Source organism: Propioniciclava tarda (genome assembly GCF_900182665.1).
GTDB classification, from domain to species: domain Bacteria; phylum Actinomycetota; class Actinomycetes; order Propionibacteriales; family Propionibacteriaceae; genus Propioniciclava; species Propioniciclava tarda.
This window is the reverse complement of sequence record NZ_FXTL01000002.1, coordinates 323,356-349,489: the sequence shown is the minus strand read 5'-3', so window position 1 is coordinate 349,489 and position 26,134 is coordinate 323,356. Positions and strand designations below refer to the sequence as shown.

Sequence of the window (26,134 nt, the reverse complement as noted above, 5' to 3'; positions counted from 1 at the left end):
TACGTAAGTGTAGGATCGCGGCATGGATCTCGACCACGATCCCGGCTTCGTCCAGCTGCTGACGCCCGACGGACGCCGCGTCTCCCACCCTGACTTCGGCTACGCCGGCGACGATTCCTCGATCGCGGCCCACCTGCGCGCCATGGTGCTGGCGCGCCGGTTGGACGCCGAAGCGACCGCCCTGCAACGCAAGGGGGAACTCGGGCTGTGGCCGCCGATGCTGGGGCAGGAGGCGGCCCAGGTGGGCTCCGTGGCCGCAGTGGGGTCGCGCGACGAGGTCATCCCGAGCTATCGCGAGCACGCCGTCGCGCTCGGGATGGGCGTGACGCCCCTGGAGATCCTCAAGACGTTCCGCGGCACCCACATGGTCGACTGGGACAGCCGCGCCCTGCGCTTCCACCTGTACAGCTTCGTGATCGGCACCCAGGCGCTGCATGCCACGGGCATCGCGATGGCCCTCCAGCTCGACGGACGCGTGGGCCCCGACGACGCCACCAACGCCGCCGCCATGGTCTACTTCGGCGACGGGGCGACGTCCCAGGGCGACGTCAGCGAGGCCTTCGTGTTCGCCGCGTCCTACAACGCGCCGCTGGTCTTGTTCTGCCAGAACAACCAGTGGGCCATCTCGGTGCCGATCGAGCGCCAGACCAAGATCCCGCTCTACCAGCGTGCCCGGGGGTTCGGCATCCCCAGCGTCCGCGTGGACGGCAACGACGTCCTGGCCGTGCAGGCCGTCACGTCATGGGCGCTCGACCGGGCGCGTCGCGGCGAGGGTCCGACGTTCATCGAGGCCTTCACCTACCGCATGGGCGCCCACACCACCTCGGACGACCCCACCAAGTACCGGGGACGCGACGAAGAGGCGTCCTGGCGGGCCAAGGACCCGATCGCCCGCGTCCGGGCCTACCTGCGGTCGACCGGGGCCATCGACGACCTCTGGGAGGGTCATCTCACCAACGAGTCCGACGCCCTCGCCGAGCAGCTGCGCGACGACGTCGTCTCACTGCCCGATCCGGCCCTCGCCGACTGGTTCACCCGCGTCTACGCCAAGACGCCGTCCGGGCTGATCCGCCAGCGCGACGCCCACGAGGCCTACGAGGCGTCCTTCGAGGAGACCGCATGATGACGATGACCCTGGCCAAGGCGATCAACGCCGGCCTGCGGCGCGCCCTGGAGGCCGACCCGAAGGTCGTCCTCATGGGCGAAGACATCGGACGCCTCGGTGGCGTCTTCCGCGTCACCGAGGGCTTGCAGGCCGACTTCGGCGAGAGCCGGGTCATGGACTCGCCGCTGGCCGAGTCCGGGATCGTCGGCACGGCCGTCGGGCTGGCCCTGCGCGGGTATCGGCCCGTCGTCGAGATTCAGTTCGACGGGTTCGTCTTCCCGGCCTTCGACCAGATCACGTCTCAGGTCTCGCGGCTGCACTTCCGCTCGCACGGACGCCTGACGGCGCCGCTGGTGATCCGGATCCCCTACGGCGGCGGCATCGGGGCCATCGAGCACCACTCCGAGTCGCCCGAGGCCTACTTCGCCCACACGCCCGGGCTCAAGGTCATCACGGTCAGCAACCCGTCGGACGGCTACTGGGGCATCCAGCAGGCGATCGCATCGGACGACCCGGTGATCTTCCTCGAGCCGAAGCGGCGCTACTACGTGCGCGGGGAGGTGGATCCCGACGTCTCGCCCGAGCCCCTGCACGCCGCCCGGGTCGTCCGGTCGGGCACCGACGCCACGCTGCTCGCCTACGGCCCCACCGTGCAGACGTGCCTGGACGCCGCGGAGGCGGCGGCGTCCGAAGGTCGACAGCTGGAGGTCGTCGACCTCCGCTCGCTAGCTCCGTTGGACGACGACGCGATCGTGGCATCTGTCGAGCGCACCGGCCGCTGCATCGTCGTGCACGAGGCGTCCCGCTCGGGCGGGCTTGGCGCCGAGATCGCCGCCCGCGTCACCGAGTCGTGCTTCTACAGCCTGGACGCGCCCGTCCTGCGCGTCACCGGCTACGACATCCCCTACCCGCCGGCCAAGACCGAACACGCCTACCTGCCCGACGTCGACCGCGTCCTGGACGCCGTGGACCGCGCGTTCGCCTACTGAGGAGAGTCCGATGAAGACCGTGCTGCTGCCCGACCCCGGTGAGGGTCTCGTCGAGGCTGAGATCGTGCACTGGCTGGTGAAGCCGGGCGACGTGGTGGCCGTCAACGACGCCATCGTCGAGATCGAGACGGCCAAGTCGCTCGTCGAACTGCCCGCGCCGCATGCCGGCACCGTGGTGGCCCTGCTGGTGGACGAGGGGCAAATCGTGCCCGTCGGATCGGCCATCATGACGGTCGACGAGGGCCAGGACGCCGGGACGCCGACGGTGTCCGGCCCTGTCGTGGGCGAGGTTGAAGGCTCGGGTGCCGTCCTGGTCGGCTACGGCACCTCTGCGGCGGCCGTCAGCCGACGCCCCCGCAAGGGGGCGGTCGTGGCCGACGAGCGGCACGAGCTGGTGAACGAGTCCTACGCCACGGACGCCCCCGTGTCCCGGCCCGTCGACGAGGTCTCGTCGCCCGCGCCCCTCTCGGCGGGAGCCGTCCCGCCGCCGCTGCCCGAGCCGGGCGAACCGGCGTCCGGGGCGTCCGGCTTCAACGGTGTCCGGGCGAAGCCGCAGGTCCGGCGGCTGGCCCGCGACCTGGAGGTCGACCTCTCGACTGTCACCGGGACGGGTCCGGACGGGACCATCACCGCGGCCGACGTGGCGCGGGCGGCGTCCGTCTCAGGCGGGAACGGTCCGCAGCCCGGACGGGTCACCCGGACGCCCCTGCGCGGCGTGCGGCGCGAGATGGTCAACGCGATGATCAACTCGGTCAAGGCCCCGCAGGCCTCGCTGTGGGCCGACGTCGACGTGACCGAGACGGTGCGCTTGATTGAGGCGCTCAAGAAGCGCCGCGAGTTCGACGGGCTGCGCATCTCGCCCATCCTGGTGCTCGCCCGGGCGGTGTGCCTGGCCATGAACCGCAGTCCCGAAGTCAACGGCTCGATCGACCTCGATCGAGGCGAGATCGTCGTCCCCGACGACGTGAACCTCGGCGTGGCCGCCGCGACCGCCCGCGGGCTGGTCGTGCCGAACATCAAGGCGGCCAACCAGCTCAGCCTCGTGGCGCTGGCGCAGGCCCTGAACGGCATCGTGACCGCGGCCCGCGAAGGACGGATCACGCCGGCCGACTGCCGGGGCGGTACGTTCACCATCACGAACGTCGGCGTGTTCGGCATCGAAGGCGGGACGCCGATCCTGGTGCCGGGGGAGTCGGCCGTCTTGTGCCTGGGGGCCATCAACAAGCGACCCTGGGTGGTGTCCGGCCCGGACGGGGATCAGCTGGAGATCCGGTCGGTGGCGACGCTCACGCTCACGATCGATCACCGCGTCCTGGACGGAGAAGCAGGAGCCCGGTTCCTCAACGACGTGGCCACCGTGTTGAGGGAACCGGGCCTGGCCCTGCTGTTCTAGCTAGACGCGACGCAGAACGGCCGTCACCTTGCCGAGGATCGTGGCTTCGTTGCCGTCGATGGGGGAGTACGCGGGGTTGTGCGGCAGCAGCCACACCTGCCCCGGCGTCCGCTTGAACGTCTTGACCGTGGCCTCGTCGCCGATCAGGGCGGCGACGATGTCGCCGTTGTTGGCGTCGGGCTGCTGGCGGACCACTACGTAGTCGCCGTCGCAGATGGCGGCGTCGATCATCGAGTCGCCGCGGACCTCCAGCAGGAACAGGGTGCCCTCGCCGACCAGCTCGCGCGGCAGCGGGAAGACATCTTCGATCCGCTCCTCGGCGAGGATCGGACCGCCCGCTGCGATGCGTCCGACGACGGGCACGTTCACCGCGTTGCCGGTGGACGAGAAGTCCTGGGCGGAGTCGAGTTCGTGAACGGACGCCGGCGCCTCGACCACCTCTGACACGTCGGCAGGCGGCAGATGGACCATCAGGGCCCTCGGGCGCTTCGGATCACGACGCAGGAAGCCCTTGGCCTCCAACGCCTTGAGCTGGTGCGTCACCGACGAGGGGGACGCCAGCCCGACAGCCTCACCCATCTCGCGGATCGTGGGCGGGTAGCCGCGGGACTCGGTGGACTCCTTGATCATCTGCAGGATCAGCCGTTGGCGCAGCGTGAGCCCGGCGCCGTCGACCGGACCGTCCGGCAGGCTGGTGACCTTCCCGAGCTTCTTGGCCACCTTCCCGAGCGCGACGATCTCGTCATCGGTCGGACGCCCCCGCCGCGCCTGGGACGGGATGACCTTCTTCGTCGGCGGACGGCCGACCCGCTTCGGAGGTTCTGAGGTACCCATGCCATCAACCTAAGCATTCGAACGGAGCCTAATCAAACACACGTTCGGCGTGTCGTTCGATTCTCCCCGAGTCCCGTCCAGGGCGCTTCCCAAAACTGTCGGAGGCGCCTGGCAGGCTCCTCGTCACGGAAGCACGGATCGAACAACCAGCCGATTACGTCTTGCAATCGGGCCTGCGTTCGATAATACTTCCGAACAGACGTTCGAGTCGATGGGAGATCGAGATGACCGCACTTCTGGCACAGCCGGCGCCCAGCCATGTCGCGCCGAAGCGCCCGGCGGACGTTCGCCACGCACCGAGGGCCCGATCGAGTGCACCCGTCGGCCCCCAGCAGCCGACGCGTTGGACCGCGAGAGCGGCCATGGTGCCCGTCAACCTGGCGCCGACCTTTGTCAACGAGGGCGCACCTCAGCATGAGGCCGACACGGTCCGCGTCGTCCGGCTGGCCGATCCGGCGCCGCGCTACGAGTGGACGAGCCGGGGCCTCGCTGTCATGCTCGCGATGGTCACCCTCGTGGTGGTCGCGATGACGACCACCTTGGTGTCGTCATTCCTGGCCGTGAGTGACGCCCCGATCTCGGGACAAGTCGCCGCAGCCGGCATCGTTGCGGAGGCCGCCATCGGCCGCTGAGGCAGAGCCACGTTCGAGCCCGGCCCGGTGGGTCGGGCTTGATCTTTTTCCGGATCGGTGCGTCGGCGTGTCGGCACTTGCAGCCCACGACACTCGCGGCCTAACCTCTACATCTAGTAGTTACAAGGGTGTGTTTTTCCCACAGATTGTGGTGAGAGTGCACATCTCGTCCACAGCGTCGTCCACATCCTCGCGGCGCAGGCGTCCGAACTGGAAGGGGTACGGCGTGCATTGCCCTTACTGTCGGCACCCTGATTCGCGCGTCCTCGACTCTCGGGTCGCCGAGGACGGCTCCAGCATCCGCCGCCGCCGCGAGTGCAAGGAGTGCGCGCGCCGGTTCACCACGCTGGAAGCCACGCAGCTCGTCGTGCTGAAGCGATCCGGCGTCGTCGAACCCTTCTCGCGCGAGAAGGTCATCGGCGGCGTCCGCAAGGCCTGCAAGGGGCGTCCGGTCAGCGAGGCCGACCTGGCCAAACTCGGCCAGCAGGTCGAGGAGACCATTCGGGCGTGCGGCCAGGCCGAAGTGCCGGCCGAGCAGGTCGGGGTCGCGATCCTGGGCCCGCTGAAGAGCCTGGACCCGGTCGCGTACCTCCGGTTCGCGTCCGTTTATAAGAACTACGCCTGCCTCGACGACTTCGAGACCGAGATCCAGCGGCTCCGTGACACGGTAGCCGCCGTCCCACCCCGCGCACAGAGCTCTGCTGAGCACCTGTTCTGAACCACCAAGAACCACCCACACCACCCGGTACGTCCTGAGGAAGGCGAAACGCATGACCGACACCAAGACCGAGCGCACGAAGGCGTCCGGAAAGCCGAAGGGCCTGACGATCCAGCGGGTCTTCACCACGGCGGGCGTCCACCCGTACGACGAGGTGACCTGGGAGCGCCGCGACGTCGTCCAGACCAACTGGAAGACCGGCGAGACCGTCTTCGAGCAGCGCGGTGTCGAGTTCCCCGACTACTGGTCGCTGAACGCGTCGACCATCGTGACCACCAAGTACTTCCGCGGGGCCGTCGGGACGGACGCCCGCGAGGCGTCCCTCAAGGCGCTCGTCGATCGCGTCGTCGACACCTACCAGGCGGCCGGCGAGCGATACGGCTACTTCGCGACCGCCGAGGACGCCGAGATCTTCGGGCACGAGCTCAAGTGGATGCTGATCCACCAGTACTTCAGCTTCAACTCCCCGGTGTGGTTCAACGTCGGCACGGCGTCCCCGCAGCAGGTGTCGGCCTGCTTCATCCTCAGCGTCGACGACTCCATGGAGTCGATTCTGAACTGGTACCGCGAAGAGGGGTTCATCTTCAAGGGCGGCTCGGGCGCAGGCCTGAACCTGTCGCGCATCCGCTCGTCCAAGGAGCTGCTGAGCTCGGGTGGTACGGCGTCGGGTCCGGTCAGCTTCATGCGTGGCGCGGACGCCTCCGCGGGCACGATCAAGTCCGGCGGCGCCACGCGGCGCGCTGCGAAGATGGTCGTTCTGGACGTCGACCACCCCGACATCGTCGAGTTCGTCGAGACCAAGGCGCGCGAGGAGGACAAGATCCGCGCGCTCCGCGACGCCGGCTTCGACATGGATCTCGGCGGCAAGGACATCGTCAGCGTCCAGTACCAGAACGCCAACAACTCGGTGCGCGTCTCCGACTCCTACATGGCGGCGGTGGAGGCCGGCAGCGAGTTCGGGCTTCGCGGCCGCAAGGACGGACGCGTCGTCGAGACGGTCGACGCCCGCGAGCTGTGGAACAAGATCGCGCTGGCCGCTTGGGAGTGCGCCGACCCGGGCATTCAGTACGACGACACGATCAACGCCTGGCACACCAACCCAGAGACCGGACGCATCACGGCGTCCAACCCCTGCTCGGAGTACATGAGCCTCGACAACAGCTCCTGCAACCTGGCCTCGCTGAACCTGCTGAAGTTCCTCGGCGAGGACGACACCTTCGACGCCGCCACGTTCGTGAAGGCCGTCGAGCTGATCATTACCGCGATGGACATCTCGATCTGCTTCGCCGACTTCCCGACCGAGTCGATCGCGGAGACCACGCGCAACTACCGCCAGCTGGGCATCGGGTACGCCAACCTGGGCGCCCTGCTCATGGCGATGGGTCGCGGCTACGACACCGAGAACGGACGCTCCCTGGCCGCGGCGATCACCTCGGCGATGACGGGCGCGTCCTACCGCCGCTCCGCCGAGTTGGCCGCGATCGTCGGCCCCTACAACGGCTACGCGCGCAACGCGTCCGCGCACCAGAAGGTGATGCGCAAGCATCAGGTCGCGAACGACGAGCTGCGCCTCATCGAAGAGGCCGATCGCGACATCCACGAGGTGGCAACGCACGAGTGGTCCCGGGTGATCGAGCTGGGTGCCCGCAACGGCTTCCGCAACGCGCAGGCGTCCGTGCTGGCCCCGACCGGCACCATCGGCTTCATGATGGACTGCGACACCACCGGCGTGGAGCCCGACTTCTCGCTGGTCAAGTTCAAGAAGCTGGTCGGCGGCGGCTCGATGCAGATCGTCAACCAGACGGTGCCGCGGGCACTGAAGCGGCTGGGCTACTCGGACGAGATCTCCGAAGCCATCGTCGCCTACATCGCCGAGAACGGGCACGTTGTGGACGCCCCCGGGCTCAAGCGCGAGCACTACGAGGTCTTCGACACGGCCATGGGGGAGCGCGCCATCAAGCCGATGGGGCACGTCCGGATGATGGCCGCCGTGCAGCCGTTCATCTCGGGCGCCATCTCCAAGACGGTGAACCTGCCCGAGACCGCGACGGTCGAGGAGATCGCGGACGTCTACCTGCAGGGCTGGAAGCTCGGCCTCAAGGCGCTGGCCGTCTACCGCGACAACTGCAAGGTCGGCCAGCCGCTGTCGGACGGCAAGAAGAAGGAGGCCGTCGTCGAGGCGCCGGTCGCCGAGCCCGAGGTGCGGATCGAGTACCGGCCCCGCCGCCAGCGGCTGCCCAAGTCGCGGCGCGGCAAGACGACCTCGTTCACGGTCGGCGGCGCCGAGGGCTACATGACCTCCTCGGAGTACACCGACGGACGCCTCGGCGAGTTGTTCCTCAAGCTCGGCAAGCAGGGCTCCACCCTCGCCGGCGTGATGGACGCCTTCTCGATCGCCATCTCGATCGCGCTCCAGTACGGCGTCCCGCTCGAGACGTACGTCCAGAAGTTCACGAACCTGAAGTTCGAGCCCGCCGGCATGACCGACGACCCGGATCTGCGGATGGCGCAGTCGATCATCGACTACGTGTTCAAGCGGCTGGCGCTGGACTACCTGGCCTTCGACGAGCGCTCCGAGCTCGGCATCTACACCGCGGACGAGCGCGCTCGGTACGTGGCGACCGGGTCGTACCTCTCGGAGGAGGACGAGGCTCAGATGATCGAGTCCGAGTCACTCAAGAACGACGCGGCCGACAACATGACCTTCGACGAGCGCGGCGCCAACCAGCCCGCCCTGCTCACCATCGAGCCCCGGCTCAGCGGCACGGCGCGCACGTCGGCCGAGCTGATGGAGAAGCTGACCGGCCACGCCGTGGACGCCCCCCTGTGCCTCACGTGCGGCACCAAGATGCGTCCGTCCGGGTCGTGCTACGTCTGCGAGGGCTGCGGGTCCACGTCCGGCTGCAGCTGAATGTCAGTCCTCACTGAGATGTCGCCGAACTCATCAAATGTCAGTGGGTGCTCACAACCGGGCTGGGTGAACCGCGGGTCGAAAGACTTTGGACGGCCCGGAGCGGCCAGGTGAGAGCAGGAGCGACATAGGGATGACGATTTCCCCGGTCCGCATTGGCGGGCCGGGGTTCTCGTTGACGGGTCCTGTGGGTTGTGGTGTGGCGCTCGGGCGTGAAGCATGCCCCAGGCCCGTGCGCTGCGTCCATCAACCGCCCGAACCCGGCAGCCGACGTGCCCATGTTGGCGTGGGCGACGACCAACCGCCGACCACACGACCACGGACCTGCCAGCCCACTTCCACCACCTCGCGAGCTGAACCCGGCCACGGACGCTCGACTGGGCCGAAACGCTTCGACTGGTTCACCGCCTCGTTGGCGAGGCATGGCACGTACCCGGCCATGACCGAGGACGACTACCTCAACATGCTCAGCCCTCTGATGACGAAGATGGCGATGAGCAAGAGTGGGAACCTTAAGTGGCGTTGCCAAGCAGCGGACCCAAAGTGGGTGCGTGTCGACGAGCCAGCGGCAGGCGGCCGAGTACAGAATGGGTCAATGGAGTTCACCCCCGCCGAGTTGTTGCTCGACGTGACCAATCCGCGGTTCGAGGCGACCGCGAGCCAGCGCGAGGCGATCAACGCGCTGCTCGCGGACCGGGAGAAGATGCTTGCTCTGGCGGCCGACATAGGGGACAAGGGCATGCTGAACCCTGCCGAGTCGCCCATCGTGGTAGAAGAGGACGGAGCCCGGATCGTTGTTGAGGGAAACCGTCGCTTGGCCTGCCTGAAGGTTCTCGCGAACCCCGATCTAGCGGACGACCCGAAGATCAGGGCTGCGTTCGAGCGTCTCGCACAGAGGGGGCCCGGTCCGGCGCGTATCGACGTGTGGGTTGCCCCCTCGCGGGACGCGGCCCGTCACTGGATCGAACTGCGGCACACCGGCCAGAACGGCGGGGTAGGCGTGAACCCGTGGACGACGGAGCAGCAGCACAGGTTCGACAGGAAACTCGGCACTCAGGCAGATCGTGCTTTGACGTTTACAGACGGGGTAGCGGTCGCATTCGCTGGCGACAAGGAGATGACGGACGCTTTGCGGCAGGCGAAGGCGCGTTCGATCACCACAATCGGGCGTGTCATCGCCGACCCGGACGTGCGGGCCGCGTTCGGTTTCGACCTCCACAACGGGCAACTCGTGTTCCTGTACGAGCGGGCGGCAATTCGACGGTCTTTGCTGAGGCTACTGCGGGACCTGGCGGCGAACACGGTGGGCACGTTCATGTCGAAGGAGGATCGGCGCGACTACACGAAGGATGCCGTGTCCGATCAGCCGACGAAGGAAACCCGTCTGGCGAAGCCCGTGCAGGCAAGCGAGCTAGCCCCTGTCACGGACTCCGACGATGATGAACGGGCGGGCAAGGGAAGCCCTGTGGAGAGCAAGCCGAAGAGCAAGATGACAAAGGACGAACGCGTCATCTTCGAAACGGTGAAGCTGAAGTACGTCGCGAACCGGACGAAGATCACTCTGAGCGAGGCGCAGAGGGTCGCCATCGAGGATGCTCCTCACGTCGGCGCTGTCATGCTCCGAGTGATACTTGAACTTGTCCTGTCTGAGGCGGGGCAGAGGTACGGATGGTGCGCCGAAAGTGACAAACTGCATCAGAAGGTCGTCAAGGCGATCAGGATACTCGACCCGGACTGCGACAACTCATCGAAGTGCGACAGGAAGCTGCAGCCGGCATACATCTCCTCTAACACCGGCAAGGGCGGGGTCGCGATCGTCGACCTGAACCAGGCAGTCCACAACTTCTCCAAGGTCGCGTCCTCGTCCGACGTGCGGGCACGCTCTGCGGACTTCGGGCCGCTGCTCGTGGCCGTGGACACCTATGTCGGGCAGAATCCTGTCCCGTGACGACGCGCTATCTCTCCCCACTGCGGTATCCAGGGGGTAAAGCACGTCTCGCTCCCTACCTCGCCAGCCTGCTCCGACAACAACGACCCCGACCGACCGCATACGCAGAACCGTTCGCCGGCGGAGCAGGAGCAGCCCTCCGCCTCCTCGTTGACGAGCACGTAGAGACCATCCACATCAACGACCTGAACCCGGGCATTGCCGCGTTCTGGCGAGCAGTCACAAACCACCCTGCTGAGTTCGAGGAGCGAGTCCGTAGAGCCATCGTGAACCTCGACACGTGGCACGAGGCCGTCGCCACCTACAACGACCTGGAGACTCGCGATGACCTCACTCTCGGCTTCGCCACCTTCTTGCTTAACAGGTGCAATAGGTCGGGGATCCTAGATGCCCGACCTATTGGCGGGCTCGATCAGACCGGTGCGTGGAAGATCGACGCCCGCTATAACCACGACACGCTCGCCCGGCGCGTCCGCCTCATCGGCCAGTACTCGTCCCGCATCCATGTCACCGAGCTCGACGCCCGAGCTTTTATCACCGGCCTGGAGAAGCGCGCGGACGCGGACCTGCTGTTCATGTACGTGGATCCGCCATACCTCGGCCAGGGCGAGCACCTCTACATGGACTCGCTAACTCTCGTCGACCACCAGGAGCTCGCAACCCGCCTCCGCGCGACCCCGGTGAAGTGGTTCCTCACTTACGATGCCGACCCGCGCATCACGGACGAGCTATATGCGGGACTAAGGTGCAAGGAGTTCGACATCGCCCACACCGCGCATACCCAGCACGTCGGCACCGAATACGCCCTGTTCAGCGACCACGCCACCGCCTCGGGCGAGCGGCTCATGCGGCTAGGCGAGTCTCGATGGGTCCACGACGGGCCGGTCATAGGTGGTTCATTGGAACCTGCAGGCAGCAACTGATCACTACCCGGACCGGAGGAAGATAAGGGCGCCGTCGCGACGCCCGCGAGCTGAAGGTCGCTTGAAGGTCGCATACAACCACAGCCTCAACGACACATCGGCACGTTCGCGCTCACCTTGCCAGCCAGCCGATAGCACCCAAGCGCGAACTCGATGCAGACCTTGCTTCCACCCTCAAGCCAGTTGGCAGAAGGTACAAGGTCACCGTGCCCAGTGGTGGCCGGCGCCGGGTTGGCCCACACGAAAGTAGGGCTCGTCGCCCGACCGAAAGCGATTAGCGGGTGCCGGCCGCTGGCGCCATCAGCACCGTTGACGAGGTTCAAGCGACCGAGTGAGAACTGGACTGACAACTGCGGGTGAACTTGCGGTTATGGGCCGGTCGTGAGCGGTCTCGGAGTCATCCGGAGCCCGCTCTGGCATTGGCGCGTCGTGGCGAGGGCCAGGATCGACCCGGGGGAAGCATTGATTCAAGGCAGGCCACGGGTGTGAAGAGTCAACTCGTGGTCGCCTGGCGGCCGTCACGTCAGCGTGGTGCCTCGGCGGCGTCCCCATGTGGCAACATCACCAGTGAAATCCGCCTGCCGCCGAAGGACCGACGGCGCATCGCTGAAGGAGCACCAACGTGTGCGGCATCGTCTCCCTGTGCTACGGCCAGGACAACCCCCGCCTTGGTTTCGAGGGCGGTGAGCTGCTGAAGCGACTCGAGTACCGCGGCTACGACTCGACCGGTGGCGGCTTCGTGGCCGAGGACCGTTCGATCAACCTCCTCAAGGCCGTCGGCGCGCCCAGCCGCGTCGTCCCGGACCTCGGCATCGATCGGGCGAGCGGCCAGCGCTTCATCGGTCAGGTCCGCTGGGCCACTTACGGCGCCGTGACGCAGGAGAACTGCCAGCCCCACCAGATGGCCTGCCGGCTGCCGTTCCTGGGCGCCCACAACGGCAACATCTCCAACACTGACGCGCTCAAGACGTTCCTCGCCGACGCCGGCCACACGGTCGTGTCCGACAACGACGGCGAGATGATCACCCACCTCACCGAGCACTACTACGCCCAGGGCCTCGCCGACGCGGCCGTGCTGACCGAGGTCCAGGCCGCGGCGACGGCGTCCGGAATCGATGTTCCTGACACCGCCCTGCTGCTGATCGAGGGCGCCCGTCGGGCGGACGCCCAGGCCGACGGCAGCTACGCCGCCGCCTTCTGCGACCCGGCCTCGCCGGGCGTGGTGGCGGTCAAGTCAGGTTCGTCGCTGTACGCCGGCATCGGCTCGGACGGCTTCGGCGAGTTCGTGGTCGTGTCCAGCGATCTGACGTCGGTGCTCTCGAAGACCCAACTGCTGATCCCCTTCACCGAGGGCCAGGGCGTCTGGTTCACCGAGAACCGCTATGTCGTGTTCAACCTCGCCGGACCGCTCACCCTGAGCGTGCCCGCCCCGAAGCGGTCGCGCCTCGGCGTCCACGACACCGCGCTGCGGCCCGAGTTCGAGTACTACATGGACCAGGAGATCTCGTCTGTCCCCGAGAACCTGGACGCCGTGGCGCGGTACTACCTCGCAGACGCGTCCGATGCCCTCGCGCCGGTCGTCACCGACCAGCCGGACGCCGTCGCCTCGGTGATCGCTGCTGTCCAGCAACTGGGGGACGCGACCGACGAGGCCTCGCTCCTCGCGGCGTCCCAGGCCCTCGCGGACGCCCCCGTGCTCGCCTCCGTCGCCCACAACCCGACCGCGGCGCCGCTGGTCTCTGATGAACGCGCCCTCCTGGCGGACGCGACCCGCGTGCTGCCCGGCGCCGCGGCGTCCTTCGCCCTCGCGGACCGCCTGCTGGTGGCCGCGAAGAGGCACGACGTCGTCGCCAACCGGGACCGCCTCGTCGCCGACCTGAAGAGCACCTACGACAAGGGCGGACGCATCTTCCTGGTGGCGTCCGGCACGTCGTATCACGCCGCCCTGGTGGGGGCCTACTTCTTCAACGGACTCGCTGGCATCAGCGTCATCGCGTGCAACCCCGGCATGTTCCGCTCGATGTACCTGGGCTCGCTGACGCCCCGCGACACGCTCGTGGGCATCACCCAGTCGGGTGAGACCAAGGACCTCGTCGACATCTACCTGGACGCCGCCGCGCAGCAGCCCGCGATCCGTCGGGTCACCCTCGTCAACAACGAAAACAGCCGCATCCCGCAGGAGCTGAGCGACTACTACCTGCCGCTGCTCTGCGGCCCCGAGATCGCCGTGGCGGCCACGAAGAGCTTCGTGAGCCAGTTGGCCGTCTTGTACGTCCTGGCCTGTGCGTTCACCCACACGGACGCCCAGATCGCCCCTCGGGTGAGCACCGCCAAGCGGTTGGTGAGCGACACCTTGACCCAATGCTCCGCCGCCCTCGACGCGGCGGCCGAGCGGCTGTTCCAGGAGCCGAGCATGCATCTGCTGGGCACGAGCCTCATCGGCATCGCCCGGGAGGGCGCCCTGAAGATCCGCGAGGTCGTCCTGAACCACGCCGAGGGCTACGACGCAGCGGAGTTCAAGCACGGCCCGAACACCATCCTGGGCAAGAACACGATCTTCTCGATCGACGACCTGGGCGCCCTGCTGGACGCCTACGAGGCCGGACGCCCCAGCGCCCGCTTCACTGGTGGACGCCAGACCCTGACCGAGCGGCCCGAACTCCTCGAGGGCCTGTTCTCGAACTATCCGCTGCTGTTCGTCTGCCCTCCGGACGCCCGCGACCAGCGCATCACCATCAGCCAGATCCACACCCACAAGATCCGCGGGGCCAACGTCTTGCTGCTGGCCGAGTCGGACGCGGCACTGACGGCTGCCGTCGAGGGGCGTCCCGCCGGCGTGGACGACTACTGGGCGCAGTGCATCGACTTGCCGCCGTCGGGGGACCCGAACCTGTTCGTGTTCTCGGCCTCGGTGGCGCTGCAGAGGCTCGCGTTCCGCATGTCGGAGCTCAAGATGCAGGCCCTGGACGCCCTGGGGGTCCGTGACCACGGCGTCCATCCTGACGCGCCGAAGAACGTCTCGAAGTCGATCACAGTCGACTAGGCGAGGCCGAGGAAGTCCTTCCAGCGGCCGACCTCGCCGGCCGCCTGGATGCGGCCGGCCTGGAAGGCGTGATCGAGCCGGTCGAGGCGCTTCTCGGAGTTGGTGATGCGCAGATCGACCGGACGGAAGAGGTAGGCGCGTCCCTGCCGTTCGAGCTCCTCGAGTTGGTCCAGAGTCTCGTTGTAGCGCTGGTAGCGATGCAGCAGCGCGTCCACGACCACGGGGAACCCACGCAGGGCCCTCCGGTACAGACCTGGGTGCCGCTCCGGACGCTTCCGATAGCCGGCCGGGCGCGTCAGCACGACGAAGAACTTCGAAAACCCGTCCTCCTGAGCGATGTCGAGGGCGATGCCGCCGGACGTCCCGAGCGCGCCGTCGACGTAGCGCTCGGAGTCGATCTCGGGCATCGGCATCAGGATGGGCATGGTCGACGACGCCCGGACCCTCTTCATGAGCCCGTCCAGGCCGCCGAGGTCGTCCTTGCCCCAGTAGACGGTCTCCCCGGTGGACGCCTTCACCGCGCCGATCCGGACGCGGGCCTCGTTCGCCATGAACCGCTCGTAGGGAAAGGGAAGTGCCTGGCCGGGGTGCCCGGTGCCCTCGTAGATGTACTCGGCGTGAAAGAAGCCCTTCCCCGAGACGAACGTCCGCAGATCGCCGAAGCGTGGATCGGCGGCGAGATCGACGAAGGACCGACGCGCGCGATCGGCGTCCTGGGCGACGTAGTTGCAGGTGCAGCTTGAGCCCGCCGAGATGCCGCCGACCCAGCCGAAGCGGATGCCGTGGGCCAGCATTGTCACCAGAGCGCCCGAGGAGTACGCAGCCCGCATACCCCCTCCTTCCCAGATGAGCGCGGTGTCCGTGACGTTGGGAGCGGCGGGAAGTCCCGCGGGGGTGTTCATCCGCTCAGCGTACGTCGAGAGCGAGCCCGCTCGACCCTGTCACCCCGAGGGGCACTTCACGTCCGTCGGACCCCACACATACGGTCACACGCATGGCGCACGCTACAAGTTCACCGCGACCGACCGCAGAGGACCACGGGCAACGCAACGCGGAATGGGAGGAACTCGGAAGCGTCTTCCGGGCGCTGGGATCGCCCCTGCGGGTGGGCATCGTCGTCCTGCTCCAGGAGCGGTCGCGCAGCGTGAACGAACTCGTCGAGGCCCTAGCAGTGTCTCAGCCGCTCGTCTCCCAGCACCTGCGCGTGCTGCGGTCTGCCGGCCTCGTCGCCGGCGCGCGCAACGGTCGAGAGATGATCTACGCCACCACCTCCGACGCGGTCTTCGACCTCGTGGCGCGGGCGGGACGACAGCTTCGGCAGCCGCGTCCGTCCTTGCGGGTCGCGCGCTAGAGCCTCTGGGAGCCTGCTAGGCGTTCGCGGCCCGACGCATCAGCCAGGACCCGAGCCAGACCAGCCCCACCCCAGCCGTTGATCCGGGGCTGGCCGGATGCAGGACCGTCCCCGTCTGCCAGACAATCCCCGTCCCGAGCACGAGGATGGCGTAGGCCACGACCACGATGCGTCCGTCCTGGTGCTCCCCGAGCGGCGGAATGAGCCGGTACTCGATGCGTCCGAGCAGGGGCACGACGGCCACCACGATGGCCAGGCTGAGGACCGCGACGCTCGCCTGGGACAGCACGATCCCGGACGCCGCAGGTGCCGCGATGCTGAGGGCGAGCAGCGCCCCCGCGGCCAGGGCGATGCACCCGATGTGCCACAGGTAGGCGGTCATCATCAGGGCATTGACCAACGCGAGAGCCCGCTGGACGCGTCCCGACACATCGCGCAGCCAGCCGGCCCGCTCGACGAGCGCGAGCGCCCCACACTGCGCGAGGGCGAGGAAGCCCATGGCCAGGGTCGGCGGCTGGACGTTGGCGATCGGAATGTCGGCCAGCCCCACCGCACTGCCCGGATAGCCAAAGCCGAAGACCAGCACCGCGATCCCGGACACCCCACCCGCCAGCGCCAGCACGGCACCCAGCGCGTGACCCGTCCGGAACCAGCCGCGGTGGTAGGCGATGCCGAGCTGGTGGGCCAGCGGCCAGACGAGCAGCATGTTGAGGTTGCGCAGCCAGAACTCGTCGGTGGCGAACGACCAGGTGTCGACCCCGGCCGCGGCGACTGCTGCGACCAGCATGGGCCGCCACCCCCACCGCTCGTGAGCCGCCACCGCCCACGGCGCGACGGCGGCGATGACCAGGTAGACCGAGATGAACCACAGCAGCTGCATCAGCTGTCGGGTGCCAGGGATCACGACGTCCGCGTAGCCCAGCCAGGCGGCCACGGTGCTGGCGAGTGCCAGCACCGTCACGAACAGGATCAACGGGCCGATGAGGCGGCGTCCACGATTGGCCAGGAAGTGTGCGTAGCTCGTGCCCTGCAGACGCATCCGGTCGACCAGTAGCGCGTGCGCGTAGCCGCCGGCGATGAAGAAGATCGGGATCACCATGAACAGCCAGGACAGGGGCCACCACGGCACGTGCGGCGGCGCCCACGGCACCAGGGCCGGACGCCCGTCCACCAGGCGAACCTCGTAGAGCAGCGCGTGGAACACGACGACGACGACGATCGAGGCCGCGCGGGCGGCATCGATCACGTGGTTTCGGGGCTCGCGCACGACGTCCATGACGCGGGTCATCGTAGGCGAGTCGGGCCCTAGGCTGAGCGCGTGCTGGCAGCGTTGGGCGGATTCGCGATCATCTGGTCGATCGTCGCCTTGGGTGCCCTGCTGGCCCACACCGGCGTCCTGGGGGCGTCCGCCGAGGCGACGCTGAACAAGCTGACGTTCGCGGCGGCGTCCCCCGCTCTGCTGTTCACGATCGTGGCCAAGGGCTCGCTGGGCCACCTGGTGTCGCCGACGCTGCTCGCGTCCGTGGTGGCGATCGCCGCCGCGATCGGCGTGTACCTGCTCGTCAACGCCCTCTGGCTCCGCCACGGATTGGACGCCGGCACGATCGGCTGGCTCTCGGCTGCCTATACCAACGCGGGCAATCTCGGCCTGCCGATCGCCCTGCACGTGCTGGGTGACATGACCTGGATGGCCCCCATCCTGCTGCTCCAGGTCGGTCTGCTGCAGCCCTTCGCGCTGGCCTGTCTGGACGCCTCGGCGGCCCGCGCCGACGGCGTGAGACTGTCGCCGGCGAGGTACGCGCTGCTGCCGTTGCGGAACCCGATCACGGTCGGCATCCTGGCGGGCCTGCTGGTGAACCTCACCCAGCCGCCGCTGCCAAGCTGGCTGCTGGACGCGGTGGCGATGGTCGGGGCCACCGCGGTGCCGTTGATGCTGATCGCGTTCGGCATCTCGCTGCGCCTCGACCCGCTGCCGGGTCGTGGGGCGCACGCCGGGGAGGTCTGGGCCATCCAGGCCATCAAGCTGATCGTGATGCCAGCGGTCGCCTGGGGCGTCGGCCGGCTCCTCGGACTACCGCCGGCAGGGCTGATGGCGGTGACCGTGATCGCCGCCCTGCCGTCGGCCCAGAACATCTTCGTGATCGCGTCGCGCTACCGCGTCGCGTTACCCGTGGCCCGGGACGCTCTTTTCTGGTCAACGATCCTGACCGTGCCCGTGATCACGGCGATCTCGGCGTGGCTCTCCTGACACGACGGTGACGGAGGCGGATAGGTTGGCCGCGTGAACGACGCCACCGACGCATCCTCGGTCTCCGACTTCGACATCGACCGGAGCACCGCAGAGGCCTGGGCCCTGTTCGGGACGAGGCTCGCCGAAGTCCTGTCCGTGATGGACGAGTCCGCCGAGCTGACGATCGGCGCCGTCGCGTCCGAGCAGGTCACCGAGCCGCCGTTCGTCCAGTTCCGCTGCCTGCCCGCCGGACGCCTCCGCGCCGAGACCCCGGGCAACGCCGAGCTCGGGGCGCATTTCCAGCTCACGGCCGACCAGCTGGCCGCGCTCGAGCGCGGCGGGTGGACGCCGCCCTCCCCAGACGGCCCGTCGGCCACGCGCTTCGAGACTGAAGGCGAGCAGGAGGCCCCCCAAGTCCTGGCTGACAAGGCGATCTTCGCCCTCCACGAGGTGTTCGGCGTGCCCCACCCGGCCTTCCTGGCCCCCGATCACCTTGCCGAGATCCTGACGCCCCCTGCCGTCGCCGAGCTCCCGGCACAGCCGCCCCCGTCCTTCACCGAAGAGGAGTTGGTGGCCGTCCAGCCGCGTGATCGACAGCACCTGGACGCGCTGGTCCGGGCGCAGCTCGGACGCCTCCTCGGCCACCCGCCGGTGCAGGACGCCGACGGCGACTACGGCATCCGGGTCGGTTCGACCATGGTCTTCGTCCGGACCACCCCGGACGCCCGCGAGGTGCTGGTCTTCGCGTCCCTGGTCCACGACGTCGACGGTCGTTCGCGGGCGATGGAGGTGCTCAGCGACCTGAACACCGACGCCCGCTTCGTCCGGTTCATCCTCATTCGCGACCGCGTCTACGCGAGCCTCTCGGTCTACGGGCAGCCGTTCGTGCCGGCCCACCTCAGCCAGGCGCTGCAGCTGGTCACCGTCACCAGCGACGCCATCGACAACGAACTGGCGGCCAAGCTGCGTGGCCGCACCACGTTCGCCGACGAAGGCCCCGGCGCGGACGATCACACGTAGTCGTGTCGGCGCTGTAGCCTACGGACCATGATCCATCGTCGGGTAGCCGGATGACTGGCCACCTGTTGCCGATCGACACGCAGGAGTGTCGGAACCTGCTGCGGGACGCCACCGTCGGGCGGCTGACCTGGCAGGCACCAGAGGGTCTGACGTCCCTTCCGGTGGCCTACGGCGTCCACGTCGACGGGCGTCTTGGCTTGCAGGTGGGTGCGTCGGGCGTCCTGGCGACGTTGGCTCAGCCGACCGAGGTGGCCTTCGAGGTCGACGACCTCGATCCGGTCACGTTGACCGGGTGGAGCGTGCTGGTGCGGGGGACCGTCCAGGCCTGGCAAGGCGAATTTCCTGCCGGGCTGTGCCGTCCCTGGGCGCCGGGTGAAGAATACGTGGCGCTCGAGATCACTCCCCGGCAGCTGTCGGGCAGGTCGGTCTCGGCAGACTGAGAAAGCGGAGGAAGCATGAGCGCGTCGGACGTGAAGGTGCTGGTCGGCTACGACGGCTCCGATGACGGCATGGCCGCCCTCACCTTCGCGGCCACCGAGGCGGTCGCCCGCGAGGGCATGTTGCGCATCGTCTACGCCGTGGACGACACCGTGCTCAACAGCGCCTGGGGCATCGTCTTCGATGTGGACGCCGTCCGTCGCGAGGGCCTCGAGCTGCTCGCGCAGGCCGGGGAGATCGCCCACGGGCTGGGCGTCCCACTGGAGGACATCCTGACCGAGTGCGTGGTCGGCCAGCCCGCAGCGGTGCTCTCGCGGCTGTCGGAGGCGGCGTCCGTGGTCGTGGTCGGACGCCGCGCCGAAAGCGGAACGCACTCGATGTTCGTCGGCTCGACGGCGGTCGGCCTCGTCGGCACCGCCGGCTGCCCGGTGATCATGGTGTCCGCCCTCAACCGCGCGGACGCGCCGCAGCGGGTCATCGGGGTCGGTCTCGACCCGGTCGCGCACGGCCTGGTGGCGGTCGAGTGGGCCATGAAGCGGGCCAAGCGTCTCGGGGATCGCGTGCACGTCGTGAGCGTGGTGAAGAAGCCCCAGGGCCGCTTCTTCGGTGGCACCGTGTCCGAAGAGCAGCGACTCCGCGCGATCGAGGACGTCCGCCAGAAGGTTCAGGCTGCCGTCGACCGCCTCACCGAGGAGATCCCGGGCGTCCCCGTCGCGGTGGACGTCCGATTCGGCAGCCCGATCGATGAGCTGGTGTCGATGTCCGAAGAACTGGATCTCCTGATCGTGGGCGTCCACCCGACCTTCCCGACCTACAGCTTGGGCGGCGTGGTTCGAGGGCTGATGGCTCACTCGGGCTGCACGCTCGGCCTGATCCGGCACGGCTGACGCCCACCTGGGGCCGCTTCCACCCCGGCGGTAGAGTGGCGCGGCCATGGTGTCGACGCCCATCACGTTCCCCGACGGCCTGCCGATCAGCGCCGCCGTCGACGAGATCCGTGCTGCCCTGGACGCGCATCAGGTCGTGATCGTCGCCGGCGAGACCGGGTCTGGCAAGACCACCCAGCTCCCGAAGATCTGCCTCGCCGCCGGACGCCGCCGGATCGGCCACACCCAACCTCGCCGGATCGCGGCGCGCACCGTCGCCGGACGCATCGCGGAGGAACTCGGCGTCGAGTTGGGCGACACGGTCGGCTACCAGGTCCGGTTCACCCGCAGGGCCGGACGCGACACCGCGATCAAGGTCATGACCGACGGCATCCTCTTGGCCGAGATCGCCCATGACCGCGACCTGCGGCACTACGACACGATCATCATCGACGAGGCCCACGAGCGCAGCCTCAACATCGATTTCCTGCTCGGCTACCTCAAACAGCTGCTGCCGCGGCGTCCGGACCTGCGGGTCATCGTCACCTCGGCCACCATCGACACCGAGCGGTTCAGCACCCACTTCGGCGGCGCCCCGATCATCGAGGTCTCCGGTCGCACGTTCCCGGTCGACGTGGTCTACGACCCGCCCAGCAACCCCGACGCCGACCAAGTCGACGGCATCGCCGAGGCGGTCAAGGCCCTGCACGCCCTCGGCGGGGGCGACATCCTCGTCTTCCTGTCCGGCGAGCGCGAGATCGCGGACGCCGCCGACGCGATCGCTGCCTTGAAGCTGCCCGACGTCGAGATCCTGCCCCTGTTCGCCCGGTTGTCGGCAGCCGAGCAGAACCGGGTCTTCCAGCCGCATCGCGGGACCCGCGTGGTGCTCGCGACGAACGTCGCGGAGACGTCGCTGACCGTGCCGGGCATCCGCTACGTCGTCGATCCGGGCTTCGCGCGCATCTCGCGCTACTCGGCCCGGACCAAGGTCCAGCGACTGCCCATCGAGCCGATCTCCCAGGCGTCGGCCAACCAGCGCGCGGGTCGCTGTGGACGCCTCGGACCCGGAGTCTGCATCCGCCTCTACTCCGAGGACGACTTCGCCTCGCGTCCGGAGTTCACCGAGCCCGAGATCCTGCGGACCAACCTCGCCTCGGTCATCCTGCAGATGGCCGAGGCCCGCCTCGGCCCCATCGAGGACTTCCCGTTCGTCGAGCGCCCCGACACCCACCAGGTCCGCGACGGTCTCCGTCTGCTGACCGAGCTGGGCGCCTTGGCCAAGCCGGACGCGCGCGCTGGCGTCCAGCTGACGCCGATCGGACGCCTCCTCGCGCGTCTGCCCCTCGATCCGCGCCTCGGACGGATGCTCGTCGAGGCGGATGCACGCGGCTGTCTCAAGAAGGCGACCGCGATCGTCGCCGCCCTCGCCATCCCGGACGTGCGCGAACGCCCGGCCGACAAGCAGCAGCAGGCGGACGAGTTCCACCGGCGCTTCTGGAGCGACGATCCGGCGACGGCGTCGGGTCAGCGCGATCCGTCCGACATCAACGCCATCCTGCGGCTGTGGCGCCACCTACGGACGCAGCGTCGGGAGCTGTCCGGCAACGCCTTCCGGCGTCTGTGCCGGGACGAGTTCCTGAACTACCTGCGGGTGCGCGAGTGGCAGGACCTCACCTCGCAGCTGCGCGACATCTGCAAGGAACTGGGCCTTGGCCGGACGCCCACCGCGGCAACCTCCGACGGCGATGGCCTGCACATCTCGGTGCTGTCGGGACTGCTGTCCCACGTCGGCCTCGTCGACACCGCCGCGGCGGCCCGGGCGACCCAGCCGACGGCCAAGCCGGGGCGGCGGCGTCCGATGGCCGAGTACCTGGGCGCACGGGGGGCGCGGTTCGCCATCCAGCCCGGATCGGCGGCGGCCAAGGCCGAGCCGCCGCTGGTGATGGCCGTCGAGCTGGTGGAGACGTCCCGTCTGTGGGCCCGGACCGTCGCCCCGATCCGGGCCGAGTGGATCGAGGACGTGGGCGCACATCTCGTGAAGCGCCAGTACTCCGAGCCCCGCTGGTCTGCCTCGGGCGGACAAGTGGTCGCGGACGAACGGGTGAGCCTGCTGGGCGTACCGATCGTCGCCGGACGGACGGTGAGCTACGGCGGCATTGATCCGGTCGTCGCGCGCGAGATCTTCATCCAGTCGGCCCTGGTGGAGGGGCAGTGGCGGACGCGGCACCACTTCTTCGCCCGCAACGAGCGCGTCCGCCGGGAGGCCGAAGACCTCGAGGAACGCACCCGACGCCGCGATCTCGTCGTCGACGATCGAGCTCTCTTCGCCTTCTACGACGAGCGCATCCCGGCGGGGATCACCACCGTCGCCCACTTCGATCGCTGGTGGCGCGACAAGCGACGCGCCGACGACGCCTTCCTCGACCTGACGTTCGACGACATCACGTCGGACGCCGCCGGGGGGCTCCGCCCCGACGACTTCCCCGACGTGTGGACGGTGGGGGACACCTCGGTGCCCGTGTCGTACACGTTCGATCCCGGCCAGCGCCACGACGGGGTGACCGTCGAGCTGGACGTGTCGCTGCTCAACCAGGTGGACGCCGCGCCCTTCACCTGGCAGGTGCCGGGCCTGCGCCTGGAGCTCGCGACCGAGCTGATTCGCGGGCTACCCAAGGCGACCCGCGTCCGGTTCGTGCCGGCGCCCGACTGGGCTCGACGGGCCCTGGATCACCTCGGCGCCAAACCCGAGCTGTCGGCGCTGCCCTTCCCGGTCGCGCTCGCCCGCGCCCTCACAGCGCTGAGCGGCGACCCGCTGACCGAGGACGCGTTCGGGGTGGACGCCCTGCCCGAGCACCTGCGCGTCACCTACGTCGTGACGGACGCGACCCTGCGCGCCCAGGAGTCCGAGCTGGGTCACGGCAAGGACCTCGCGGCCCTGCGGAAGCAGTTCGCCCCGGCGCTGGCCCAGCGCCTCAACGCGGCGGCCGGGGAGCTCGCGCACGCGGGGGCGTCCAACTGGCAGTTCGGGACCATCCCGGAGACGGTGGAGCTGGCCACCACGCCGAGCCCGCTGTTCGGCTACCCCGCCCTGGTCGACCTGACGGACAAGGTGGGCGTCCGCATCGCCAACACCGCGCGTCAGGCCTCCAGGTGGCAGCGGCTCGGGCTGCGGCGCCTGGTCACCCTGGTGTCGGTCGACCCGACGCGCTCGGTGTTCGCCCACCTGTCGAACGAGACCAAGTTCGCACTGGCCGCCGGGCCCTACGCCTCGCTCAACGCCCTGCTGGCGGACGCCCGGTTGAAGGCCACGGCCGACCTGCTCGCCCGCGCGGGGATCGACGCCGACCGCGTCCGAGACGAGGCTGCGTTCGCCCGAGTCGTAGAGGTGGTCCGGCCCGACGTCGCGAACCGCATGCAGCAGGTGGTCGCCATCGCCGGACGCATCCTGGGGCGCCACCAGGCGGTCTTGCGGGCAGTCGAGGGCCGCCCCACGGACGCGAGCCTCGCCGACCTGCGCGCCCAACTGGACAACCTCGTGTTCCCCGGGTTCATCGCCGCGACGCCCGAGCCCCACTTCGGCGCTCTCGAGCGGTACCTGCAGGCTGCGCAGAGCCGGGTGGCTGCCTGGACCTCCCACCCCGCCCGCGAGCAGCAGGGGCTCGAGGTGATCGGCGCCCTGGAGGACGCCTACGCGGCCGTCGTCGACCGCTACGACGTCGGCGAGCTTCCGGCGGAGGCTGCGGAGGTGGGGTGGCTGCTCGAGGAGCTTCGGGTGAGCCTGTTCGCCCAGTCGCTCGGGACGGCGCAGCCAGTGTCCGCGAAGCGGGTCCGGTCGGCGATCGATGCCCTCGGCTGAGGGGCCTCGCCCCCTAGAGTGGCGGTGTGACGGATCCGCACTCGCTCTACACCTTCTCGCCCGAGGCCTGGGCCAGCGTGCAGGGGACCGAGCCCGTCATGATGCATCTGCTGGAGGGCTACGTGGACGCCGGCGGCGTCACGCGAACCCTGGCCGAGCAGATCCTCGAGCACTGCGAGCACACGCCGCTGGTCGAGTTCGACACCGATCAGCTGCACGACTACCGGGCTCGGCGGCCGACGATGACCTTCGACACGAGCCGCTGGATCGACGTCACGATGCCCGAGCTCACGCTCCACAAGGTCACGGACGCCGCGGGTCACGACTTCTTGTTGTTGGCCGGACCCGAGCCCGACGCCCAATGGACGCGGGCCGTGGACGCCATCTTGGAGGTGGCTCGTGGCCTCGGGGTGTCGATGTTGGTCACGGCGTCCGGGGTGCCGATGGGGGTGCCGCACACGCGTCCGCTGCTGGTGACCACGCACGGGACGCGTTCTGATCTGACCGGGGAGAATCCGATCCTGATTGACCGGGTCTCGGTGCCGGGCAGCTTCTCGGCCCTCCTCGAGATCCGCGCGGGGGAGCGCGGCATGGCCGCGCGCGGCTTCGTCGCGCACGTGCCGCACTACCTCGCGCAGGGTACGTTCACCCCCGCCGCCCTGCGCGTGGCGTCCATGATTTCGGACGCCGTCGGCATCGCCCTGCCGCTGTCGGACCTGGAGGACACCTCGACCGCCACCCTGCAGGCCCTCGGCAAGGAGCTGTCGGGCGACTCAGACCTCGCCCAGCTGATCACGGGCCTGGAGGCGAGCTACGACGAGCTGCAGGCGAAGGGCAACAGCGTCCCGTCCGTCGACGAGATCGGCCAGGCCGTCGAACGCTTCCTCGCCGAACACGACGAGAACCGCGGGGAGGCCTGACGTGCCCCAGGGCGTGGACGAACTGCTCGACATCCTGACGCTCGAGCCCCGAGGCGGACTGGTCTTCCGCGGCCAGCACCCCGCGACGCACATGCAGCGGTCCTTCGGTGGGCAGGTGCTGGCCCAAGCCCTGTCGGCGGCCTACGCGACCATCGGCGACGACCGGCTGTGTCACTCGCTGTCCAGCTACTTCCTGCGTCCGGGGGTGACGTCGGCCCCGATCGACTACCACGTCACCGCCACCCGCGACGGACGCGGCTTTTCGACGCGGCGCGTGGTCGCCACCCAGGCCGGCCGCGACATCTTCGTGATGTCGGGCTCGTTCAAGACGCCCGAGGTCGGCCTGGATCATCAGCTGGCGCCGTACGCCCCGCCGATCCCGCCGGATCAGTGCCCGCCGCTGGCCGAGATCCTGGCCCGCAGATCCCGGGCGGGGCGTCAGCACTGGGAGGACGAGTGGGGCGTCCTCGACGTCCGCTACGTCGACTCGTCGCTGGCCAATCCGCTGGAGGCGACGGCCCGGATGACGGTCTGGGTCAAGACCGTCGACTCTCTGGGCGACGACCCCCGCGTCCACCAGGAGATCCTGGCCTACGCGTCGGACCTGACGATCCTGGCCGTCGCGACCGTGCCGCACGACATCGACTTCTACAGCCCGCGCATGCAGATGGCCACCATCAACCACACGATGTGGTTCCACCGGCCGATCCGGGCGGACGGCTGGGTCCTGTACGACCAGCAGTCGCCGTCGGCGTCCAACGGCTTGGGGTTCTCCACCGGCCGGCTCTACGCGGGCGGCGTCCTGGGGGCGTCCTGCGCGCAGGAGGGGCTGATCCGGGTGCTGCCCGAGGACGAGGCACCCGAAGACATCACCTGGCTGAAGTGAGTCCGGAGAGGGCGAGGACCCCGGCGGGGGGATTGCCAGGGTCCTCGCGATCGTGAGCAGGCGTCCGCCTG

20 protein-coding genes are annotated in these 26,134 nt (G+C 68.9%); 17 read left to right on the top strand and 3 right to left on the bottom strand.

Translation table 11 applies throughout. From position 1 onward, the window contains the following. The first annotated feature begins 22 nt into the window (after nt 1-22). Genes pdhA through FN821_RS03510 form a run of 3 tightly spaced genes read left to right on the top strand, consistent with a single transcriptional unit; the run spans nt 23 to nt 3,487 of the window. Nucleotides 23-1,123, top strand: coding sequence for a pyruvate dehydrogenase (acetyl-transferring) E1 component subunit alpha (gene pdhA / locus FN821_RS03520; protein WP_131171156.1), 1,101 nt, complete (start codon nt 23-25; stop codon nt 1,121-1,123). Further along, a complete protein-coding gene (locus FN821_RS03515) occupies nt 1,120-2,094 on the top strand; it encodes an alpha-ketoacid dehydrogenase subunit beta (RefSeq protein ID WP_131171155.1) in 975 nt (324 codons plus the stop codon). Before pdhA ends, FN821_RS03515 begins: the two co-directional genes overlap by 4 nt. Before the next feature lie 10 nt (nt 2,095-2,104). Beyond that, nucleotides 2,105-3,487, top strand: coding sequence for a dihydrolipoamide acetyltransferase family protein (locus FN821_RS03510; protein ID WP_131171154.1), 1,383 nt, complete (start codon nt 2,105-2,107; stop codon nt 3,485-3,487). Here FN821_RS03510 and lexA read toward each other — a convergent pair whose 3' ends face one another. After that, the gene (gene lexA / locus FN821_RS03505) at nt 3,488-4,321 is read right to left on the bottom strand and encodes a transcriptional repressor LexA (RefSeq protein WP_131171153.1); all 834 of its coding nucleotides are present in this window, start codon (nt 4,319-4,321) and stop codon (nt 3,488-3,490) included. A 362-nt stretch (nt 4,322-4,683) separates the two neighbouring features. On the opposite strand from lexA, the gene FN821_RS03500 reads away from it, so the two are divergent. The 6 genes from FN821_RS03500 (at nt 4,684) to FN821_RS03475 (ending at nt 14,496) form a co-directional block, all read left to right on the top strand. Next, nucleotides 4,684-4,953 (top strand): hypothetical protein, encoded by a 270-nt coding sequence (locus tag FN821_RS03500; protein ID WP_131171152.1) that lies wholly within the window; start codon nt 4,684-4,686, stop codon nt 4,951-4,953. Nucleotides 4,954-5,179: 226 nt separating this feature from the next. Then, complete coding sequence (gene nrdR / locus FN821_RS03495; RefSeq protein WP_131171151.1) at nt 5,180-5,671, top strand: transcriptional regulator NrdR; 492 nt, start codon at nt 5,180-5,182, stop codon at nt 5,669-5,671. Nucleotides 5,672-5,723: 52 nt separating this feature from the next. After that, nucleotides 5,724-8,582: a vitamin B12-dependent ribonucleotide reductase gene (locus FN821_RS03490; protein ID WP_131171150.1), complete on the top strand. Its 2,859-nt coding sequence runs from the start codon at nt 5,724-5,726 to the stop codon at nt 8,580-8,582. 439 nt (nt 8,583-9,021) lie between these two features. Further along, on the top strand, nt 9,022-10,530 hold the full coding sequence (locus FN821_RS03485; protein ID WP_131171149.1) for a hypothetical protein: 1,509 nt from the start codon (nt 9,022-9,024) through the stop codon (nt 10,528-10,530). After that, the gene (locus tag FN821_RS03480; RefSeq protein ID WP_131171148.1) at nt 10,527-11,453 is read left to right on the top strand and encodes a DNA adenine methylase; all 927 of its coding nucleotides are present in this window, start codon (nt 10,527-10,529) and stop codon (nt 11,451-11,453) included. Before FN821_RS03485 ends, FN821_RS03480 begins: the two co-directional genes overlap by 4 nt. Before the next feature lie 622 nt (nt 11,454-12,075). After that, on the top strand, nt 12,076-14,496 hold the full coding sequence (locus FN821_RS03475; protein WP_131171147.1) for an SIS domain-containing protein: 2,421 nt from the start codon (nt 12,076-12,078) through the stop codon (nt 14,494-14,496). Here the strand turns inward: FN821_RS03475 and FN821_RS03470 are convergent. After that, nucleotides 14,493-15,398, bottom strand: coding sequence for a patatin-like phospholipase family protein (locus tag FN821_RS03470; protein ID WP_131171146.1), 906 nt, complete (start codon nt 15,396-15,398; stop codon nt 14,493-14,495). The genes FN821_RS03475 and FN821_RS03470 overlap by 4 nt on opposite strands. A 92-nt stretch (nt 15,399-15,490) precedes the next feature. Here FN821_RS03470 and FN821_RS03465 point away from each other — a divergent pair, with 92 nt between their 5' ends. Then, entirely contained in the window at nt 15,491-15,847 is a 357-nt protein-coding gene (locus FN821_RS03465) for an ArsR/SmtB family transcription factor (protein ID WP_131171145.1), read from the top strand. A 16-nt stretch (nt 15,848-15,863) separates the two neighbouring features. Here the strand turns inward: FN821_RS03465 and FN821_RS03460 are convergent, their stop codons facing one another. Beyond that, nucleotides 15,864-17,123, bottom strand: a complete 1,260-nt coding sequence (locus tag FN821_RS03460) for an acyltransferase family protein (protein ID WP_142640436.1) — start codon at nt 17,121-17,123, stop codon at nt 15,864-15,866. Between the two features lie 42 nt (nt 17,124-17,165). Between FN821_RS03460 and FN821_RS03455 the strand changes: the two genes are divergently transcribed. Genes FN821_RS03455 through FN821_RS03425 form a run of 7 tightly spaced genes read left to right on the top strand, consistent with a single transcriptional unit; the run spans nt 17,166 to nt 26,063 of the window. Further along, nucleotides 17,166-18,095, top strand: a complete 930-nt coding sequence (locus FN821_RS03455) for an AEC family transporter (RefSeq protein ID WP_131171143.1) — start codon at nt 17,166-17,168, stop codon at nt 18,093-18,095. A 33-nt stretch (nt 18,096-18,128) separates the two neighbouring features. After that, nucleotides 18,129-19,097, top strand: coding sequence for a T3SS (YopN, CesT) and YbjN peptide-binding chaperone 1 (locus FN821_RS03450; RefSeq protein WP_131171142.1), 969 nt, complete (start codon nt 18,129-18,131; stop codon nt 19,095-19,097). 50 nt (nt 19,098-19,147) lie between these two features. Beyond that, nucleotides 19,148-19,537 carry a pyridoxamine 5'-phosphate oxidase family protein gene (locus FN821_RS03445; RefSeq protein WP_131171141.1) on the top strand — a complete coding sequence of 130 codons (390 nt, stop codon included), beginning with the start codon at nt 19,148-19,150 and terminating at the stop codon, nt 19,535-19,537. A gap of 15 nt (nt 19,538-19,552) precedes the next feature. Then, nucleotides 19,553-20,422, top strand: coding sequence for a universal stress protein (locus tag FN821_RS03440; protein WP_131171140.1), 870 nt, complete (start codon nt 19,553-19,555; stop codon nt 20,420-20,422). A 46-nt stretch (nt 20,423-20,468) separates the two neighbouring features. Continuing rightward, nucleotides 20,469-24,257 carry an ATP-dependent RNA helicase HrpA gene (hrpA, locus tag FN821_RS03435; protein ID WP_165489224.1) on the top strand — a complete coding sequence of 1,263 codons (3,789 nt, stop codon included), beginning with the start codon at nt 20,469-20,471 and terminating at the stop codon, nt 24,255-24,257. Nucleotides 24,258-24,283: 26 nt separating this feature from the next. Then, nucleotides 24,284-25,177: a PAC2 family protein gene (locus FN821_RS03430; protein WP_206661972.1), complete on the top strand. Its 894-nt coding sequence runs from the start codon at nt 24,284-24,286 to the stop codon at nt 25,175-25,177. Between the two features lies 1 nt (nt 25,178). Next, nucleotides 25,179-26,063 carry an acyl-CoA thioesterase gene (locus tag FN821_RS03425; protein ID WP_131171139.1) on the top strand — a complete coding sequence of 295 codons (885 nt, stop codon included), beginning with the start codon at nt 25,179-25,181 and terminating at the stop codon, nt 26,061-26,063. The last annotated feature ends 71 nt before the right edge of the window (nt 26,064-26,134 follow it).

What these genes read in the sequence shown, in the direction of transcription:
- FN821_RS03460 (WP_142640436.1), bottom strand. Translation starts at nt 17,123, where the DNA reads ATGGACGTCGTGCGCGAGCCCCGAAACCACGTGATCGATGCCGCCCGC.
- hrpA (WP_165489224.1), top strand. Translation starts at nt 20,469, where the DNA reads ATGGTGTCGACGCCCATCACGTTCCCCGACGGCCTGCCGATCAGCGCC.
- FN821_RS03465 (WP_131171145.1), top strand. Translation starts at nt 15,491, where the DNA reads ATGGCGCACGCTACAAGTTCACCGCGACCGACCGCAGAGGACCACGGG.
- FN821_RS03440 (WP_131171140.1), top strand. Translation starts at nt 19,553, where the DNA reads ATGAGCGCGTCGGACGTGAAGGTGCTGGTCGGCTACGACGGCTCCGAT.
- FN821_RS03500 (WP_131171152.1), top strand. Translation starts at nt 4,684, where the DNA reads ATGGTGCCCGTCAACCTGGCGCCGACCTTTGTCAACGAGGGCGCACCT.
- FN821_RS03470 (WP_131171146.1), bottom strand. Translation starts at nt 15,398, where the DNA reads ATGAACACCCCCGCGGGACTTCCCGCCGCTCCCAACGTCACGGACACC.
- FN821_RS03515 (WP_131171155.1), top strand. Translation starts at nt 1,120, where the DNA reads ATGATGACGATGACCCTGGCCAAGGCGATCAACGCCGGCCTGCGGCGC.
- FN821_RS03510 (WP_131171154.1), top strand. Translation starts at nt 2,105, where the DNA reads ATGAAGACCGTGCTGCTGCCCGACCCCGGTGAGGGTCTCGTCGAGGCT.
- FN821_RS03485 (WP_131171149.1), top strand. Translation starts at nt 9,022, where the DNA reads ATGACCGAGGACGACTACCTCAACATGCTCAGCCCTCTGATGACGAAG.
- lexA (WP_131171153.1), bottom strand. Translation starts at nt 4,321, where the DNA reads ATGGGTACCTCAGAACCTCCGAAGCGGGTCGGCCGTCCGCCGACGAAG.
- FN821_RS03490 (WP_131171150.1), top strand. Translation starts at nt 5,724, where the DNA reads ATGACCGACACCAAGACCGAGCGCACGAAGGCGTCCGGAAAGCCGAAG.
- pdhA (WP_131171156.1), top strand. Translation starts at nt 23, where the DNA reads ATGGATCTCGACCACGATCCCGGCTTCGTCCAGCTGCTGACGCCCGAC.
- FN821_RS03445 (WP_131171141.1), top strand. Translation starts at nt 19,148, where the DNA reads ATGACTGGCCACCTGTTGCCGATCGACACGCAGGAGTGTCGGAACCTG.